This is a genomic window from Curtobacterium sp. PhB78 (assembly GCF_003751685.1).
Classification (GTDB): domain Bacteria; phylum Actinomycetota; class Actinomycetes; order Actinomycetales; family Microbacteriaceae; genus Curtobacterium.
Window position 1 is genome coordinate 430567 of the sequence record NZ_RKIA01000003.1, and the last position, 16079, is coordinate 446645.

The window sequence follows — 16079 nt, forward strand, 5'->3', positions numbered from 1 at the left end:
ATGAACCCGTGGAACACCGCTCGCGCACCGTGCTCCGGGCCGCCCGTGATGCGGTGCTCGTGGTGGCCGGCAGCGTCGCGATCGGCCTGGTGATCGTGATCGCCGGACTGGGATGGCTCGACGACATGCCCTACCGGGGGTCCTCGACCGAAGCGGCCTACATCGCGGTCGCGGTGGCGGCGGTGGCCGTCTGCGGGTTCGGGGCGCTCGTCGGCCTCGCCGCGATCAGGGCGTCGGTCAGCTCGTCGGACGGAGCCCGGCGAGCAGGATCTCGACGTAGCGCTCCGGATCGCTGACCCGGGTGCCGCCGGCGACGGCCGCCTCACGCAGCCCGCACAGCAGACGGCGGAGGTCGTCGGCGTCGACGTCGGACCGGACGATCCCCTCGGTGCGTCCGCGGACGAGCAGCGCGTCGACGGACACCACCAGGTCGCCGGCGAGGGCTGCGGTGTCCGCGCAGGAGAACCCGCCGTTGGTCAGCAGGTCACCGAGGGCTGCGTCGTCCACCATGCTCCGGAACGCGGCCGTGACGACCCCGCGCAGCGCATCGGCTGCGTTCGGCAGCACGACGGCGTCGCGGACCTGGTCGAGCATGTCCTCGAGCGCGTCGATCGCGAGCGCTTCGAGCAGGTGCTGCTGGCTCGGGAAGTGCCGGTAGGCCGTCCCGACCCCCACTCCGGCCTCGTGCGCGACGGCGTTGAGCAGGGCTGGTTCGCCCCGGTCGACGAAGGCGCGGGCGACGTCGAGCAGTGCCGTCCGGTTGCGCTGGGCGTCGGAGCGCAGCGCCTCGGGTCGGGCCATCGCGATCGTCATGTGGACACTCTATCCGGTTGTGCTAGCGTTCCGGATGAATCATCCGATTGGGTGCGCTGAACGAGCAGGAGACGACGATGGACAGCTTCGAGTGGGAACCGGCAGCGATGCCCGACCAGCACGGCAGGACCGTGGTGGTCACCGGCGCGACCGGTGGGCTCGGCCTCGTCGTCGCCACGACCCTCGCCTCCGCCGGCGCCCGCGTCGTCGCCGGGGTGCGCGACCTCGACAAGGCGGCTCGCGTCTTCCCCGTGGGTCTCGACCTGGAGGCGCGGCTCGTCGACACCGCGTCCGTCGGGTCCGTCACGGCGTTCGCCCGGCAGCTCGCCGAGGACGGCATCGTCGTGGATGCCCTCGTCAACAACGCCGGTGCGACGATCGGCACGTTCGGGCGCACCGACGAAGGGATCGAGCGCACCTGGGCGACGAACGTCGTCGGGCCGGCCGTGCTCGCCGAGGCGATGCTCCCGCTGCTCGGCGGGCCGTCGCCCCGCGTCGTGCTCGTCGGCTCGAACCTGTCGCAGCGCACCCGCCGCGTGCCTGGTCCGGGCGGGGTCGACGGTCCGGACGACTACTCGCAGTTCGGTGTGTACACCGACTCCAAGACCGCGGCCGCAGCGCTGAGCGTCGACCTCGGTGAACGACTCCGTGCTGCCGGTTCGGACATCCGGTCGGTGATCGCGCACCCCGGCATCGCGGCGACGGGGATGAACGACCAGGCGGAGACCCTGACACAGCGCCTCGGCGGCATGGTCGCACGCAGCTTGGCCCGGACTGCTGCGGACGGTGCTCGTTCGACCCTCTGGGCAGCCACCGCCCCGGACGTCACCGAGGGGGTGTTCGTCGGACCGGCGCTCCGTCGTGGTGACCGGCGGCTGCACGTCGTGCCGGTGAAGGGCCCGGCGGCGGACCCGGCGTTCCGCGCTCGAGTCCGGGCCTTCGTGGACCAGGTCGCGGTGCGCGACGGGTCCTGATCATCCGTTCACGTGGACAGCAGGTGCCGGAGTGCCGCTTCCGTGATGCGCGCCGGCATCGTGTGGCCGCCGTCGAACACCTCGGTCGTCGCGACACCCGGAGGGAACGCGTCGAGGACGCGCCGGACGCCGGCGAGGGGGAACAGTCCGTCGTCCCGTCTCGCCGCGACGAGGACCGGTTGATCAACGGCCGACGCGACCAGGGGGACGTCGCCAGCGGCGGTGAGTCCCGGGACGAACCAGGCCGGGTTGTGGCGGATCCGAGCGTCCTCGAACGAGGCCAGCGTCCCGAGTCCGCAGCTGACCACGCCCCGCGTGAGTCGGGCGTCCACGGCGAGTGCGAACAGCGCCACCTGTCCGCCGAGGGAGTGTCCGACGATGCCGAGTTCGGTGTCGGCAGTACTCGTCTCGATCATCCAGGACGTCACCGTGGCGATGTCACGCGAGTGCTTCGCCTGCAGGCTGCTGCCGTCCGCCACACGGAAGAGCGCGTCGAGGCGTTCGTCGGCCGCCGGGTCGTCAGTCCAGTCGCGTCGGCGTTCCTCGAAACCGATCAGATCGGGGATGACCACGCGGGCCCCACCGCGAGCGAGCACCACGCCGTAGGCGAGAGTCGGATCCCCCGCCCGCCCGGCGGCCTCGCTCTTCCCGGAGGTGAAGTCGCCCGCGTGCTGGTGGACGGCGATGACGTCCGTTCCCGTGCCGTGGTCCGGGGTCAGGAGGAAGCACGGGATGGTGTCGCCGTCGGCCGTGTCCAGCTCGACGCGTGCCCACCGCACCGACCCGTCGCGTCCGAGCGGCTCCAGGCGGACCGCCACCGGACGGAGCTCGTCAGGGGACGGCAGCCCGAGCAGGTCGCGGACGCGTCCTCGGGCCGGTTCGTCGGTCGTCGACACCATGCCCGGACGCTACCAGCGGCGGCGAACCCGCCTGTGGGCCCCGAACACGCCGACCGTGGTGAACAGCAGGAGAGGGCTCGGTGACGGATCGCGCGTCCCCCGTCCGAGGGGGCTAGCGTCGCCGACGTGAACCGTTCTCGCGTGCACCGTCGCCCGCTCGTCCGCCCGCTCCCGCTCGCCGCGGTGGCCACGATCGCCGCGCTGCTCGGGACGGGGGTCGTCGCCGCGCCGGCCGTCGCCTCGCCGTCAGGGCAGGCAGCGCTGACGGGGCGGACTGTCTCCGATCCCGCCCGGTACGTCGACCCGTTCATCGGCACGAGCGGCGACGGCAACACCTGGCCCGGCGCGACCGCACCGTTCGGCATGCTCCAGTGGAGCCCCTCCGGCACCGCGGGCGACCAGACCTCGACCCCGGTCGCGAACGGCTACTCGTACGACGTGAACCGGCTGCGCGGCTTCAGCCTGACGCACCTCAACGGTGCCGGCTGCGCGCCGGGGGCCGCCGGTGACGTGCCGATCATGCCGGTCACGACCCCGATCACGACGTCGCCGTCGGCCGACTCCACCGACGCGGTCTACGCCGCCGGCTACTCGCACGACGACGAGTCCGCGAGCCCCGGGCGCTACGGCGCCGAACTCGACAACGGTGTCCGCACCGACCTCGCCGTCACCACCCGGGCGGGCGTCGGCGAGTTCGCGTTCCCCGCCGGGAAGGCCGCGAACCTGCTCTTCCGCACCTCGAACTCGATCAACGGCAGCGAGGCCGCGACCACCCGCGTCGACGCCCGCACCCGCACAGTGAGCGGCAGCGTCCTCACCGGCGGCTTCTGCAGCCGCCGCGCGAACGGCGGCGGGGCCACCAACCCCGACCGGCGCAGCTACTACCGGCTGTTCTTCACGGCCACCTTCGACAAGGCGTTCACGAGCACCGGCACCTGGCAGGACGGCACGGTCCGACCGGGAGGCACGTCCTCCTCCGGTGGGGAGGGCTACCTGACCGGCGCCGACCGTGCCGGACGCGGCTCCGGCGCATGGGTCGGGTTCGACGCGCGTCGCGGTGCGACGGTGCACGCGAAGATCGGCATCTCGTACGTGAGCGCCGCAGGAGCGATCGCGAACCGCGACGGCGAGGTGACCCAGCGCTCGACCGTCGCGAGTGTGGCGGCCGGCACACGGGCCTCCTGGAACCGCGAACTGTCGCGTCTGCGCGTCGGAGGCGGCACCGCGGACCGCACAACCCAGCTGTACACGTCCGTGTACCACGCGCTCATGCAGCCGAACACGTTGAACGACCGCGACGGCCGCTACCTCGGGCCGGACCAGCGGGTGCACCGCATGGACCGAGGGCACCGGGCCGTCTACGGCACGTACTCCGGGTGGGACCAGTACCGGGCGCAGATCCAACTGCTCGCACTGCTGCGGCCGGACGTCGCCGGGGACATGGCGCAGTCGATGCTGCGGTTCGCCCAGCAGAACGGTGGGGTGTGGGACCGCTGGCTCCACCTCGGGGCGCCGACGCACGTGATGACGGGTGACCCCTCGGCCGCGACCCTCGCCACCTGGTACGCGATGGGGGTCCGGAACTTCGACGTGCGGGCCGCCTACGCCTCGCTGAAGCACCAGGCGACCGTCGAGAACGCCGACGCCGAGAGCGACATCGGGTGCCCGGGCCAGTGCCTGGCGCAACGCCCGGCGCTCGACGAGTACCTGCAGCGCCAGTACGCCGCGAACGACGACTGCTCGTGCTGGGGCGGCGCTGCCGAGACGCTCGAGGACTCGATCTCCGACAGTGCGCTCGGGTACTGGGCGGGTTCCCTCGGGCTGCGCTCGGACGCCCGGGTGTTCGCGGAGCGCGGGACCTACTGGAAGAACACCTTCAACGCGGCCGTCGGACACCAGGCCGCTCGCCAGGCCGACGGATCGTGGACGCCCGACTGGTCGCCCTCGACCGGCACCGGGTTCGCGCAGGGGACGAGTGCGCAGTACACCTGGCTCGTGCCGCAGGACGTACAGGGGCTGTCGACCGCACTCGGTGGCGACGACGCGGCGGTCGCGCGACTCGACGCGTTCTTCCACGACAGCACTGGTGCGTTCGCGGTGACCGGCGGCGACGCCACGAAGTTCGACCCGACCAACGAGCCCGACATCCACACGCCGTGGATGTACAACGCGCTCGGGAAGCCGTGGAAGACGCAGGAGACCGTGCGTCGGGTCGTCGACGACGCCTACACGACCGGGCCGAGCGGGCTGCCGGGCAACGACGACCTGGGCACGATGAGCGCCTGGTACGTCTTCGCGTCGATCGGGTTGTTCCCGCAGACGCCGGGGCGGGCGGAGATGCTCATCGGCAGCCCGACGTTCAGCACGGTCGACATCCGGCGGTCGAGCGGGGAGCGGATCGTCGTCCGGTCCTCCGGCACCGCGCCGTACGTGCACGGTGCGCGGTTGGACGGGCGGTCCCTCGAGAAGTCGTGGGTCCCGGCGTCCTTCGTCACCCGCGGCGGCACGCTGTCGCTCCGGGTCGGGGACACGGCGGACACGACGTGGGCGAGCGGTGCTCGGGGGCGCCCGATCGACCGGTGAACAGCGCTTGACACGTCGTACTCCAGTACTGATATGTTGACCCCGTCCGGAGGGCGGAAGGGGCAGCATGGGGGATCTGGTGGTCGACCTGTCGACGATGCAGGCGGTGTCACGAGGGGTCCTGCAGGCGGCTGGTGACTTCCGGTCGGAGCGTGCGCTGTCCGGGTCCGACAGCGGCACGTTCGGGTCGGCGACGGTCGAGTCGGCGTTCGTCCAGTCGGCCCGGGCCCTCGACGCGATGATCGGTTCGCTCGGTGACGACGCGGACACCCTGGGTGGGTACGTGACCACCGCTGCCGAAGCGGTCCTGCGTGCCGACGCCGACCTCGCCCGGCGGGTCCGGTGAGTGCCGACCCCACCGCCGGAGACCCGGACGGCATCCAACGCGTCGCCCGCCTGCACGACGAGCACGCGGATGCCGTCCGCGACGGAGCCCGTCACGTGCTCGTCGCGGCGGAGTCCGCGGCGGCCGGGTGGCAGGGCGCAGCGCAGCAGCAGCTCCTGACGGTCGCAGCGACGGTGCCGGCGAGTGCGCACCGCGTCGCCGCACGGTTGGACGCCGCGGCGACGGCGCTCGCCGACTACGCGCGCGAGGTCCAGCAGATCCAGGACGAAGCCGCTCGCCTGCAGACGGCGCTCCGGAACACGGCCGACGACATCGCGGTGAACGCGCGGGCGGTCCGCGCCGCGACCCGGACGGCGGCCGGACCCGATGCGGTCGAGGCGGACGAGGTCCTCCTGCAGCAGGTGCAGAACAGCGGCGTCTGGCTCGCGGGGCTCGAGGCGAGGTTGTCGGCGCAGTGGGACGAGCTCGTCGCCCGACGCGCTGCCGCGGACCGTGCGGCGGCGTCTGCGCTCGACGACCGAGCGGTGCTCGGCGGCCTGGTCTCGGCTGCGGCCGCCCGGGCGATGAGCGACGGGCAGTTCACCACCTGGCTCGGCACCCTCGACCGCGAGAGCATCGCGGCGCTGCGGGACGACCCGCGCATCGCCCGGCGTCTCGCAGGGCTCGACGCCACCGACGTCGCCGGGTGGTGGCAGGCGATGTCCGGCCCGGACGGAGCGCCGTCGGCAGCCCAGCGGGCGTTCGTCGTGGCGTTGCCCACGGTGATCGGGAACCTGAACGGCGTCGCGTACTGGGCACGGGTTCGGGCGAACACGACGGTGCTGGTCGACCGGCTCGCCCACGCGGAACGGCAGGTCGCGCACTGGCGGGAGCAGCTCGACGCCGCGAAGACCCCGGCCGGAGCTGCCGCCGCCCGAGCGGAGCTGTCCACGTGGTCGCGGCAGCGCGATGCCTACCGGAACATCCAGGACACCCTCGACACGACCCCGGTGTCGCTCGTGTCACTCGTCGACGACCGTCCACCACTCGCGCAGATCGTCGCTGGTGACCTCGACCGCGCCGCGCACGTCAGCGTCATCGTGCCGGGCATGAACACCGCGACGGACCAGCGCGGAACGGTGCAGAACTACAGCGCGATCGCACGGGGCATGCGCCGCGAGCAAGCTCGCGTGGGTGGTGTCCGACGCAGTGACATCGCCGTGGTGTCCTGGATCGGCTACCACCCGCCGATGGCCGACGACCCGTCGTTCGCGGCCGTGGTCGCGAACGGCCGGGCGCACGAGGGCGCTGACCGGCTCGTGGCCGACCTCGACGGGTTCCACGCGGCACGCGCCGCCGCCGGACGCGACGCCGACCTGACCGTGCTGGGGCACTCCTACGGCACGAACGTGGCGACGATCGCGTTGACGAGGACCCACGCCGACCACGTGGTGCTGCTCGGCTCGGCCGGGGTCACGGACGTCGCACCGAAGGCTTCGGCGCTGCACGTGCCGGCGGGCGAGGTCTTCGCCGGCCAGGGTGCCAAGGACGGCTGGGCCGTCACCGGCCAGAACCTGTCGGGTCGGCGGGATCCGACCGAGTCCTCGTGGGACGCACACGAGTTCAGCTCGGAGACGCAGCGGGGCAGCGACGGCACGCTGCACGGGGTCACGCAGCACGGCCCCTACGTCGGCGGGAACGGTGACGGCCGGTACTCGTACTTCGACGACGGCACCACGGCCCAGCACAACAGCGCGCGGGCCGCGATGGGACTCGGCAGCACGATCCCTGAACAGGGCGGGCCTTTCGACCGGATGCGACAGCAGACGACGGACGATTGGCTCATGTACGGCTGGCAGACAGGACTCACCGGTGACCCGAGGCTCTGAACGGTGGGGCGGAGCCGTCGTGGCATCGGTCGTCGTCACGATGCTGTTGGCCGGGTGCGCCGACGCCGCCCCGTACTCCCCGATGCAGAAGGACACGTCGATGAACGTCGAAGAATCCCACCAGGACGTCCTGGACGTCTTCGCTGCCGTCCGGTCGGTCGTCGGCGAGGACGGCTGGGGCGATGACGATCCCGCATGGTTCATCTGCGGTACCGGGAGCCACGAAGCGGCTCAGTACTCGTACTCGGCGACCCGTCGGCTGCCGCTGCCCGGTACGCCCGAGCAGGTCGCCCGGCGCGTCGTGACGGCGCTCGCCGCTGTCGGGTACGACGGCGCACGGGTGCAGCGCGACGCGACACTGACGCCGGAGCGGACGGTCATCGGCTACCCGAACGGCTACCTCGGCGGTACCGCGAGCGACGGGTTCGCCGTCATGTTCCAGGTGTACGAGTCCCACGCCGACGTGTCCATCTACGGGCACTGCGTGCCGGGGAAGGCTCCGAAGTTCGGTGAACCACTGAACCCACGCCCCACCGACCTGCCCTGACCGACGGACCGGCAGGCCCTACGATCGACCCGACAGAGGGGGACCACCATGACCGAACTCGCCGACTGGGAGACCGAGGGCGCCAAGGCCCGACCGACGACCCCGGACGATCGCAATCGAGTACCAGCACCGGCCGCCCTGCGCGCCACGACCTGGATCGGGGGGCTGCTGCTCATCGCGGCGGTGTTCGTGTTCGTGGGTGCGTCGTCCCTCGGCGTGCGCGAGGACGAGTCCGAGGTGCACTTCCTCACCCGATTCGTCATCGTGGTCGTCATCGGGGTCGCCGTCGCCGGGCTCGGTGCGGTCGCCCTGCTGCTCCGGCTGGTCGCGGGAGCACTCGTCCGGCGCTGACCGGTCTGGACGAAGTCGGTCGAGCCGATCAGCGCGTCAGCGCAGCTCGCGCCCGCCGCCCCACACCCGCTGCACCTCGAGCGCCGGGGACAGCGCCACGAGGTCGGCCGCGTACCCCGGCGCGAGCCGCCCCAGTCGGTCGCCGAGCCCCAGCGCCGCGGCCGGCACGCTCGTCAGGGCCGCGACGGCCTCGGGCAGCGTCCGTCCGGCGAGCGAGACCGCGTTCCGCAACGCCACGTCCTGCGTCAACGTCGACCCCGCGATGGTGTCGGTCCCGGCGACGTGCGCGACGCCGTCCGTCACGGTGACGTCGAGCGACCCCAGCCGGTACGAGCCGTCGGCTGCGCCCGCAGCACCCATGGCGTCGGTGATGAGCGCCACCCGGCCCGGAGCAGCGCGGAACAGGGTGTCCGCGACGACCGGGTGCACGTGCACGGCGTCCAGGATGAGCTCGAGTGTCACCCGGTCGTCGGCCACCGCGGCACCGATCGGCCCCGGGGCGCGGTGGTGCAGCCCCGGCATCGCGTTGAACGCGTGGGTCAGCAGCGTCGCACCGGCGTCGAACGCGGCACGGGCCTGGTCGTAGGTGCCGACGGTGTGGCCGACGGCGACGGTGACCCCGGCGGCGACGAACCGGCGGACGGCGTCGAGCGCGCCCGGCAGTTCCGGCGCGATGGTGACCTGGCGGATGACGCCCTCGCCGGCCTCGAGCAGTGCGTCGACCGCTGCGGGGGACGGGTCGATGAGGAACGACTCGTTGTGGGCGCCCTTGTTGTGCGGGGACAGGAACGGCCCCTCCAGGTGCACGCCGAGCACGAGTGGGTCGGTCGCCATCACGGCACGGATCCGTGCGAGCGAGTCCGCGAGGGCGGGGACCGGGTTCGCGACGAGCGACAGGACCGACCGGGTCGTGCCGTGGGCCCGGTGGACGGCCAGCGACTCGGCGAAGGAGTCGTCCTCGTACGACTCGGTCGCACCGCCGTGCCCGTGCAGGTCGATGAACCCGGGCGTCAGGACCGCGTCGCCCAGGTCGACGACCAGGTCCGCCGCGGGGGCTTCGGGGCCGGAGCCGACCGCGTGCACCACGTCACCGGCGAGCAGGACCCAGCCGTCCGCCGTGGACCCGGCCGCGTCGACGACGCGGGATGCGCGCACCAGGGTGCGCTGGGCCTCCCGACCGGCCTGGAGGCCCGTGGCGGTCATGCGGTCTCCCTGCGGAACGCGATCACGCCGCTCAGGGCGGCGATCACGATGAAGGCGAAGCCCACGACCGGGTGGCCGATGGAGATCCAGGTCGCGCCTGCGGCGATGACCAGGGCGACCTCGACGATCGTCTTGCCGACGATGTCGGTCTCGATCGGCGACGCCGGCGAGCGGAAGAAGTACCAGACGACGGCCGCGAACAGCGGGGCGCCGACCATGAACAGGTAGCCGGGCAGGGGGAGTTGCCACGACCAGTAGCCCCAGAACGCCAGGGAGAGCAGGCCGAACGTGCAGACCAGGACGCGGAGCACGCGCCAGACGTCGAACGGCCGTCGCTGCTTGCCGGCGGGTGCCGGGCCGGGGACTGCTTCCCCGTCGACGGGGGACTGCGGGGCGTTCGTCATGGTGCTGCCTACTTGAAGATGATGGTGCGGGCGCCGTCGAGCAGGACGCGGTCCTCGGCGATCCAGCGCACTGCCTGGGTGAGGGTGCGGGACTCTTCGTCCTGGCCGATGGAGACCAGCTCGGCGGGGTCCTTCGTGTGGTCCACGCGCACGACGTTCTGCTCGATGATCGGGCCCTCGTCGAGGTCGCTCGTGACGAAGTGGGCCGTCGCACCGATGAGCTTCACGCCGCGTGCGTGCGCCTGGCGGTAGGGGTTCGCGCCCTTGAAGCCGGGCAGGAACGAGTGGTGGATGTTGACCGCACGGCCCTCGAGCGCCGCGCAGAGCTCCGGCGACAGGATCTGCATGTAGCGGGCGAGCACGACGAGTTCGATGTCGTGCTCCTCGACCGCTTCGAGGACACGGCGCTCCATGGCCGCCTTGCTGTCCGCGTCGGTGACCGGACGGTGCTCGAACGGCACCGAGTAGAACGACGCGAGCTCGGACAGGTCCGGGTGGTTGGACAGCACGAGGGGGACCTCGATCGGCAGCTGCCCACCGCGCTGGCGGTAGAGCAGGTCGTTGAGGCAGTGCCCGGCCTTCGACACGAGGACGAGGCTGCGCAGCGGGCGACCGACGACGTCGAGCTGGACGCGGGCGTCGTACCGGGCGGCGACGGGGGCGAGGGCCGCCTCGAAGGTCGCACGGTCCACCGGCGCCATGACCTGCAGGCGCATGAAGAACGTGTTCGTGTCGACGCTCGAGAACTGCTGCGACTCGGTGATGTTGCCGTTGGCGGCGACGACCGCTCCGGAGACAGCGTGCACGATCCCGGGCTGGTCGTCACAGACGAGCGTCAGGGTCCAGTGCGTGGGGGTCGGGTCGGTCACCGGATCAGGGTACCGGGCGCGGCGAGCGCGGTGCTTCGTGCGCAGAAATGGTCGAGTGCCGTCACGCGACCCGACCATTTCTGCTCACGAAGCGGGCGTGGCGGCGGCGGCCGTGCGGAGGCGGCGGTCGGCCAGGGTCAGGACCGTCAGGAGCACCGCGACCCCGAGGATCACCGACGCCAGCACGTGCAGGTCCGGTGTGGTCGGGGCCTGGCCGAACACACCACCGATGAGCGACGAGGCCCCGATCGCCCCGATGTACACCGCCGTGCGGGACAGCCCGGCCGCGGTGCCGATGTACGCCGCGGGGACGAGCCGGTACAGCGCCGCCTGGTTCGACACCGACGCCAGGGCCTGCGGGACGCCGAACAGTGCCGGCGCCAGCGCGAGCAGCACGACCGGCGACCCGGTGTGCAGGAAGAGCAGGAGCGCCCCGCCGACGATCGGCACGACGGCCGCGACGATCAGGGGTCCGCGCACGGCGGTCTTCCGGGCGACGACGAACGACGCGATCCCGGCCACGATCGCGGCCGGCAGCTGGATGTACCCGGCGACGTCGCTCGAGTACCCGGCGACGTCCTGCACCCACTGCGAGAACCCGTAGGTCATCGTGTACGCGAGCAGGTAGGTCAGGAACAGTCGCACGTAGGTGCGGGACAGCGCGCCGTTCCGCGCGAGCATCCGGACGTCCACGAACGGCCGGACCGCGCGCAGCTCCCACAGCACGAGAGCGACGAGCAGCACGATCGCCACCGCGAGCAGCCACCACAGCCCGGCGGACAGGTCGAGCAGGAACACGAGCAGCGCCGAGACGGTGCCCGTCATGAGCAGCATGCCGAACGGGTCGAGCGCCTGCAGGACGGGCAGGGCCTCGTCGTCACGCGGACGGAGACGGTCGGACGGCAGCCACATCGACGCGACGACGATGCCGAACGCCGCCAGGGGCACGTTCACCAGGAAGATCGCGTGCCAGCCGAACGCGGCGATCAGCGCGCCGCCGAGCGGAGGCCCGGCCGCCGCGGACACGAGCGAGGTGATGGACAGCGCTCCGAGCACGAGCGGCGGGGTCGGCTTCCCGATCCGTGCCGAGTGCTGTCGGAGGGTGGTGAGGGCCGCCGGGTACGCCGACGAGGTGCCGATGCCGATGAGCACGCGGGCGAACACCGCGCCGCCGAAGCCGGTCAGGAACTCGGGCACGACCCCGGCGACACCGACGATCACGAGCCCGGTCAGGAACACCTTCTTCGGGCCGAAGCGGTCGGCGAGCTTGCCCATCGTCGGCTGTGCGATCGCACTCGCCAGGTACAGGGCGGCGACGAGCCAGATCGCCTGCGCCGCACCGATCCCCAGGTCGCGGGAGATCGGCGTGAGCGCGACGGACACCATCGTGGTGTTGATCGGGTTGAGCAGCGGCCCGACGAGCACCGGGATGAGGAGCTTCGGGCCGAAGCCACTGCCGGTGCTGCCCGGGGCGACGACGGGGGTGGGAGTGGTCGAGGTGGACGTGGGAGTGCTTCTTCCGGGGTCAGCGTTCGGTGAGCGGGGCGAGGATCGCGATCGCTCGGGCGACGGTGTCGCGGTCGGCGTCGGGCAGCGCGGCGAGCCGGTCGGTCAGGACGCGGGTGCGGGTGGTCCAGGCGTCCTCGCGGGCACGAGCGCCCTGGTCGGTCGCGCGGATGAGCGCACGGCGGCCGTCGGCGGGGTCTGGACGTCGTTCGACGAGGCCGAGGTCCTCGAGCGCCTGGACGGTCGCGCCCATCGACTGCGGCCGGACGCCCTCGGCGCGGGCGAGCTCGGCGACCGTGCTCTCGCCGTACCGCAGCAGGCGGCCGAGCGCGGCGGTCTGGGACGCCGTGACCTCGTCGGCCTTGCCGGTCAGCAGCGTGCGACGGATCCGACCGTAGAGCGTCAGCAGGTCGCCGGCGAGCGCGGTCGGATCGGGTGATTCCATACCGGCACGGTACTACTTCGACAGCACGACTTGCAAGGCAGCCTTGCGAGTTCCGGGCTCGCCCCTCCGGATCGGCTCAGCGCTCGAACACGATGCGGCGCTTCGTCACCACGAAGCCGGCCCGTTCGAACGCCCGGCGCATCGGGGTGTTCGCCGCGTCCGTCGTGCCGACCACCTTCGACTCCCCGGCCTCGGCGTGCACGCGCAGCCCCTCGGCGAGCAGCCCGTCGACCACACCGCGCCCACGGTGCTGCGGCAGCACGCCGATGAAGCTGATCGCCGCGTCGTACGCCGTCCGCGTCGCCAGGACGAACCCGACCACCAGGCCGTCGGCGTCGAGCGCGATCCGCCAGCCGTCGCGCGAGCCCGGCAGCGAGCGGTAGAACTCGAGGTCGTCGGCGGCGGCGCCCCGCGGGCCGAGTTCGTCCACCGACGCCACGGTGTGGGCGTCGAGGCTCCCCACCGCGACGCGGGCGAACAGGTCCACGAACTCGTCGTCGTCACCGGCGCGGAAGCGCAGCGAGGACGGCATCGGCAGCCCGCGGTCCGGCGTCCACGCCACACTCACCCGCTCCGTCGATCGTCCGAGCCCTGCCGCCCGGGCGGCCGCCGTGCGCCACGACACCGCGGCGACGGCGTCGGGGTCGTCGTGCCAGTCCACCGCGACGTCGACGATCCACTCCGGTCGCGCCCCGAACGCAGCGGTCGCCGCCGTGATCAGCCCGGCGGCGATCGCCACCCGCTCGTGCTCGGGAACGTCCGGAGCGACCAGCAGGTCGTCGAGGGTCGACGGCACCTCGGCGTCCGCGCCACCCCACCAGAGCGCCCGTGCCACCGGACGGCCGTCGCGCTCGGCCAGCCACGACCACCCCGGGCGGTAGTTGTGCGTGCCGGACTCGGCGCGGTACCGGTCCGGACCGATCCACGCGACCGGTTCCGACGTCGAGAACGCGAGCAGGGCCTCCCGGTCGTCCTCGGTGGTCGCGCGGAAGGTGACCGTCACCGCGGGTCGGTCATCGTCGTGATCAGGTGCTCCTGCACGTAGCCGAGCCAGTCGTAGACGTCGCGCAGGCCGACGCCCGCGTCGGCCTCGACCGAACGCTCCTCGTCGTCGGCGTCGACGATCCCGAGACGGTCGGCGATCGTCAGCCGCAGGTCGGTCAGGGTGCGGAGCCAGGCCTGCTCGTCCTCGGGGGCGAGGGCGCCGTCGCGGGTGCCCGTCAGCCACTCGTGCACGGTCGTCGCGTTCGTGGTCTTCTGCGCCAGCAGGTCGGACTGCGTGTACTTCCGGAACTCTGCGCTGGCATCGTCGTCGTCCGGGTAGGCGTCCGGGAACATCCGCTCGGTGACCGGGTCCGCCGACAGATCGCCGTCGAGCACCTGGCGCAGCTGCTCGGTCAGGGACGTGAGCAGCCCGCGCTCGCCGGAGGACATGCCGAGGTGGACGCCGTCGGCGCGGCGGACGAAGGGGATCACGCTTCGGGGGCCTTGTCGACGGTCGCCTGCAGGCCGTAGCCGTGCATCGACTGGACGTGGGCCTCCATCGCCTCGCGCGGCCCCGTCGCCACGATGGCCCGCCCCTCGGTGTCCACCTGGTGCATGAGCCGCTCCGCCTGCTCGCGTCCGAAGCCGAAGTGCCGCTGGAAGACGTAGGTGACGTAGGACATCAGGTTCACCGGGTCGTCCCACACGACGGTGACCCACGGGGTGTCCGCGCGGGCACTGGTGCGTTCGTCCGGGGTGGTCCGTTCGTCCACGTCGGGCGAGGTCAGCGTCATGCATCCAGGGTGACACAGGGCGGGCGGCTCGGTACGATCGTCACGTCGCGACTGGCGTTGGATGGGTCACCATCGGGGAGCGACACCTGACACGGTGCGCGGCCGTACGCCTGGGCTGCACCGACCGATCGTCCGTGCGCGACCCACCGGTCGTCGCCAACCCACGTAGGAGAACCGTGTCCATCACCGATCTGCCCGCCGTCGACGGCCCCGTCGACACCGACCGCGCAGCCTTCAACGCCCCGCTCACCGAGGTCGACCCTGAGATCGCCGCCGTCCTGCAGCAGGAGCTCGGCCGTCAGCGCGACACCCTCGAGATGATCGCGTCCGAGAACTTCGTGCCGCGTGCCGTGCTCGAGTCCCAGGGCTCCGTCCTCACCAACAAGTACGCCGAGGGCTACCCCGGCAAGCGCTACTACGGCGGCTGCGAGTACGTCGACGTCGCCGAGCAGCTCGCCATCGACCGTGCCAAGGCGCTCTTCGGTGCTGCCTACGCGAACGTCCAGCCGCACTCCGGTGCGACCGCGAACGCGGCCGTCCTGCACGCCATCGCCAGCGCCGGCGACACCATCCTCGGCCTCGAGCTCGCGCACGGCGGTCACCTGACCCACGGCATGAAGCTCAACTTCTCCGGCCGCATCTACAACGCCGTCGCGTACGGCGTCGACCCCGAGACGTTCGAGGTCGACTACGACGACATCCGCGCCAAGGCGATCGAGCACCAGCCGAAGGTCCTCATCGCCGGCTGGTCCGCGTACCCGCGCCAGCTCGACTTCGCGAAGTTCCGTGAGATCGCGGACGAGGTCGGCGCGAAGCTCTGGGTCGACATGGCGCACTTCGCCGGCCTCGTCGCCGCCGGTCTGCACCCGTCCCCGGTCCCGCACGCCCACGTCGTCTCGTCGACCGTGCACAAGACCCTCGGCGGCCCCCGCTCGGGCATCATCCTGTCCAACGACGAGACCCTGTTCAAGAAGCTGAACTCCGCGGTCTTCCCGGGCCAGCAGGGCGGCCCGCTCATGCACGTGATCGCCGCCAAGGCCACCGCGTTCCTGCTCGCCGGCACCCCCGAGTTCAAGGCCCGCCAGGAGCGCACCATCCGCGGTGCCCGCTTGCTCGCGGATCGGCTCACGCAGCCGGACGCCCGCGCGGCCGGCGTCGACGTCCTCACCGGCGGCACCGACGTGCACCTGGTGCTCGTCGACCTGCGCACCTCCGAGGTCGACGGCAAGCAGGCCGAAGACCTGCTGCACGAGGTCGGCATCACCGTGAACCGCAACTCCGTGCCGTTCGACCCGCGTCCGCCGATGGTCACCTCGGGTGTCCGCATCGGCACGTCGGCGCTCGCCACGCGTGGCTTCGGTGACGCCGAGTTCACCGAGGTCGCGGACATCATCGCGCTGACCCTCATGCCGAACCCGGACATCGCAGCGCTCTCGGCCCGGGTGAAGACCCTGACCGACGCGTTCCCCCTCTACGCGTGAGCGACGCCCTGA

Annotated in this window: 18 protein-coding genes and 1 riboswitch; of the genes, 8 read left to right on the plus strand and 10 right to left on the minus strand. The window is 72.2% G+C overall.

The genetic code is table 11. From position 1 onward, the window contains the following. Positions 1 to 8 precede the first annotated feature (8 nt). Positions 9 to 296, plus strand: coding sequence for a hypothetical protein (locus tag EDF53_RS08980; RefSeq protein WP_123293251.1), 288 nt, complete (start codon positions 9 to 11; stop codon positions 294 to 296). On the opposite strand, the gene EDF53_RS08985 is transcribed toward EDF53_RS08980, so the two are convergent. After that, complete coding sequence (locus EDF53_RS08985; RefSeq protein ID WP_123293252.1) at positions 238 to 813, minus strand: TetR/AcrR family transcriptional regulator; 576 nt, start codon at positions 811 to 813, stop codon at positions 238 to 240. The two genes, EDF53_RS08980 and EDF53_RS08985, sit on opposite strands and share 59 nt — an antisense overlap. A gap of 77 nt (positions 814 to 890) precedes the next feature. On the opposite strand from EDF53_RS08985, the gene EDF53_RS08990 reads away from it, so the two are divergent. Beyond that, complete coding sequence (locus EDF53_RS08990; protein WP_148058308.1) at positions 891 to 1787, plus strand: SDR family NAD(P)-dependent oxidoreductase; 897 nt, start codon at positions 891 to 893, stop codon at positions 1785 to 1787. A gap of 8 nt (positions 1788 to 1795) precedes the next feature. Here EDF53_RS08990 and EDF53_RS08995 read toward each other — a convergent pair whose 3' ends face one another. Next, positions 1796 to 2686: a S9 family peptidase gene (locus tag EDF53_RS08995; protein ID WP_123293254.1), complete on the minus strand. Its 891-nt coding sequence runs from the start codon at positions 2684 to 2686 to the stop codon at positions 1796 to 1798. Between the two features lie 126 nt (positions 2687 to 2812). On the opposite strand from EDF53_RS08995, the gene EDF53_RS09000 reads away from it, so the two are divergent. From EDF53_RS09000 to EDF53_RS09020, 5 genes are all read left to right on the plus strand, one after another. After that, on the plus strand, positions 2813 to 5269 hold the full coding sequence (locus tag EDF53_RS09000; protein WP_260215265.1) for a GH92 family glycosyl hydrolase: 2457 nt from the start codon (positions 2813 to 2815) through the stop codon (positions 5267 to 5269). A 67-nt stretch (positions 5270 to 5336) separates the two neighbouring features. Beyond that, on the plus strand, positions 5337 to 5615 hold the full coding sequence (locus tag EDF53_RS09005) for a hypothetical protein (RefSeq protein WP_148058309.1): 279 nt from the start codon (positions 5337 to 5339) through the stop codon (positions 5613 to 5615). Further along, on the plus strand, positions 5612 to 7483 hold the full coding sequence (locus tag EDF53_RS09010) for an alpha/beta hydrolase (RefSeq protein WP_123293257.1): 1872 nt from the start codon (positions 5612 to 5614) through the stop codon (positions 7481 to 7483). The genes EDF53_RS09005 and EDF53_RS09010 overlap by 4 nt, the downstream gene beginning before the upstream one ends. Next, positions 7467 to 8030, plus strand: coding sequence for a hypothetical protein (locus EDF53_RS09015; RefSeq protein ID WP_260215268.1), 564 nt, complete (start codon positions 7467 to 7469; stop codon positions 8028 to 8030). Before EDF53_RS09010 ends, EDF53_RS09015 begins: the two co-directional genes overlap by 17 nt. A 48-nt stretch (positions 8031 to 8078) precedes the next feature. Beyond that, complete coding sequence (locus tag EDF53_RS09020) at positions 8079 to 8381, plus strand: hypothetical protein (protein WP_123293258.1); 303 nt, start codon at positions 8079 to 8081, stop codon at positions 8379 to 8381. Between the two features lie 36 nt (positions 8382 to 8417). On the opposite strand, the gene nagA is transcribed toward EDF53_RS09020, so the two are convergent. From nagA to clpS, 8 genes are all read right to left on the minus strand, one after another. Beyond that, the gene (gene nagA, locus EDF53_RS09025; RefSeq protein WP_123293259.1) at positions 8418 to 9584 is read right to left on the minus strand and encodes an N-acetylglucosamine-6-phosphate deacetylase; all 1167 of its coding nucleotides are present in this window, start codon (positions 9582 to 9584) and stop codon (positions 8418 to 8420) included. Next, complete coding sequence (locus EDF53_RS09030; protein ID WP_123293260.1) at positions 9581 to 9988, minus strand: YrdB family protein; 408 nt, start codon at positions 9986 to 9988, stop codon at positions 9581 to 9583. The genes nagA and EDF53_RS09030 overlap by 4 nt, the downstream gene beginning before the upstream one ends. Positions 9989 to 9996: 8 nt before the next feature. Continuing rightward, positions 9997 to 10902 (minus strand): formyltetrahydrofolate deformylase, encoded by a 906-nt coding sequence (purU, locus tag EDF53_RS09035; protein WP_260096799.1) that lies wholly within the window; start codon positions 10900 to 10902, stop codon positions 9997 to 9999. A gap of 39 nt (positions 10903 to 10941) precedes the next feature. After that, positions 10942 to 12282, minus strand: coding sequence for an MFS transporter (locus tag EDF53_RS09040; RefSeq protein ID WP_221181204.1), 1341 nt, complete (start codon positions 12280 to 12282; stop codon positions 10942 to 10944). A 100-nt stretch (positions 12283 to 12382) separates the two neighbouring features. Next, positions 12383 to 12808, minus strand: coding sequence for a MarR family winged helix-turn-helix transcriptional regulator (locus EDF53_RS09045; RefSeq protein WP_123293262.1), 426 nt, complete (start codon positions 12806 to 12808; stop codon positions 12383 to 12385). A gap of 76 nt (positions 12809 to 12884) precedes the next feature. After that, a complete protein-coding gene (locus EDF53_RS09050) occupies positions 12885 to 13811 on the minus strand; it encodes an N-acetyltransferase (protein ID WP_123293263.1) in 927 nt (308 codons plus the stop codon). Then, positions 13808 to 14284: a DUF2017 family protein gene (locus EDF53_RS09055; RefSeq protein WP_123293264.1), complete on the minus strand. Its 477-nt coding sequence runs from the start codon at positions 14282 to 14284 to the stop codon at positions 13808 to 13810. The genes EDF53_RS09050 and EDF53_RS09055 overlap by 4 nt, the downstream gene beginning before the upstream one ends. After that, positions 14281 to 14586: an ATP-dependent Clp protease adapter ClpS gene (clpS, locus tag EDF53_RS09060; protein ID WP_185020990.1), complete on the minus strand. Its 306-nt coding sequence runs from the start codon at positions 14584 to 14586 to the stop codon at positions 14281 to 14283. Before clpS ends, EDF53_RS09055 begins: the two co-directional genes overlap by 4 nt. Positions 14587 to 14623: 37 nt before the next feature. Continuing rightward, a riboswitch (ZMP/ZTP riboswitch) is annotated at positions 14624 to 14709 on the plus strand. Between the two features lie 53 nt (positions 14710 to 14762). Here clpS and glyA point away from each other — a divergent pair. Beyond that, positions 14763 to 16067 (plus strand): serine hydroxymethyltransferase, encoded by a 1305-nt coding sequence (gene glyA / locus EDF53_RS09065; protein ID WP_395873395.1) that lies wholly within the window; start codon positions 14763 to 14765, stop codon positions 16065 to 16067. Positions 16068 to 16079: the final 12 nt, after the last annotated feature.

Bases quoted from the DNA above. Each gene is read 5' to 3' on its own strand.
- EDF53_RS09005 (WP_148058309.1), top strand. From the start codon at position 5,337: ATGGGGGATCTGGTGGTCGACCTGTCGACGATGCAGGCGGTGTCACGA.
- EDF53_RS09045 (WP_123293262.1), bottom strand. From the start codon at position 12,808: ATGGAATCACCCGATCCGACCGCGCTCGCCGGCGACCTGCTGACGCTC.
- EDF53_RS08995 (WP_123293254.1), bottom strand. From the start codon at position 2,686: ATGGTGTCGACGACCGACGAACCGGCCCGAGGACGCGTCCGCGACCTG.
- nagA (WP_123293259.1), bottom strand. From the start codon at position 9,584: ATGACCGCCACGGGCCTCCAGGCCGGTCGGGAGGCCCAGCGCACCCTG.
- EDF53_RS08985 (WP_123293252.1), bottom strand. From the start codon at position 813: ATGACGATCGCGATGGCCCGACCCGAGGCGCTGCGCTCCGACGCCCAG.
- EDF53_RS09020 (WP_123293258.1), top strand. From the start codon at position 8,079: ATGACCGAACTCGCCGACTGGGAGACCGAGGGCGCCAAGGCCCGACCG.
- clpS (WP_185020990.1), bottom strand. From the start codon at position 14,586: ATGACGCTGACCTCGCCCGACGTGGACGAACGGACCACCCCGGACGAA.
- EDF53_RS09030 (WP_123293260.1), bottom strand. From the start codon at position 9,988: ATGACGAACGCCCCGCAGTCCCCCGTCGACGGGGAAGCAGTCCCCGGC.
- EDF53_RS08990 (WP_148058308.1), top strand. From the start codon at position 891: ATGGACAGCTTCGAGTGGGAACCGGCAGCGATGCCCGACCAGCACGGC.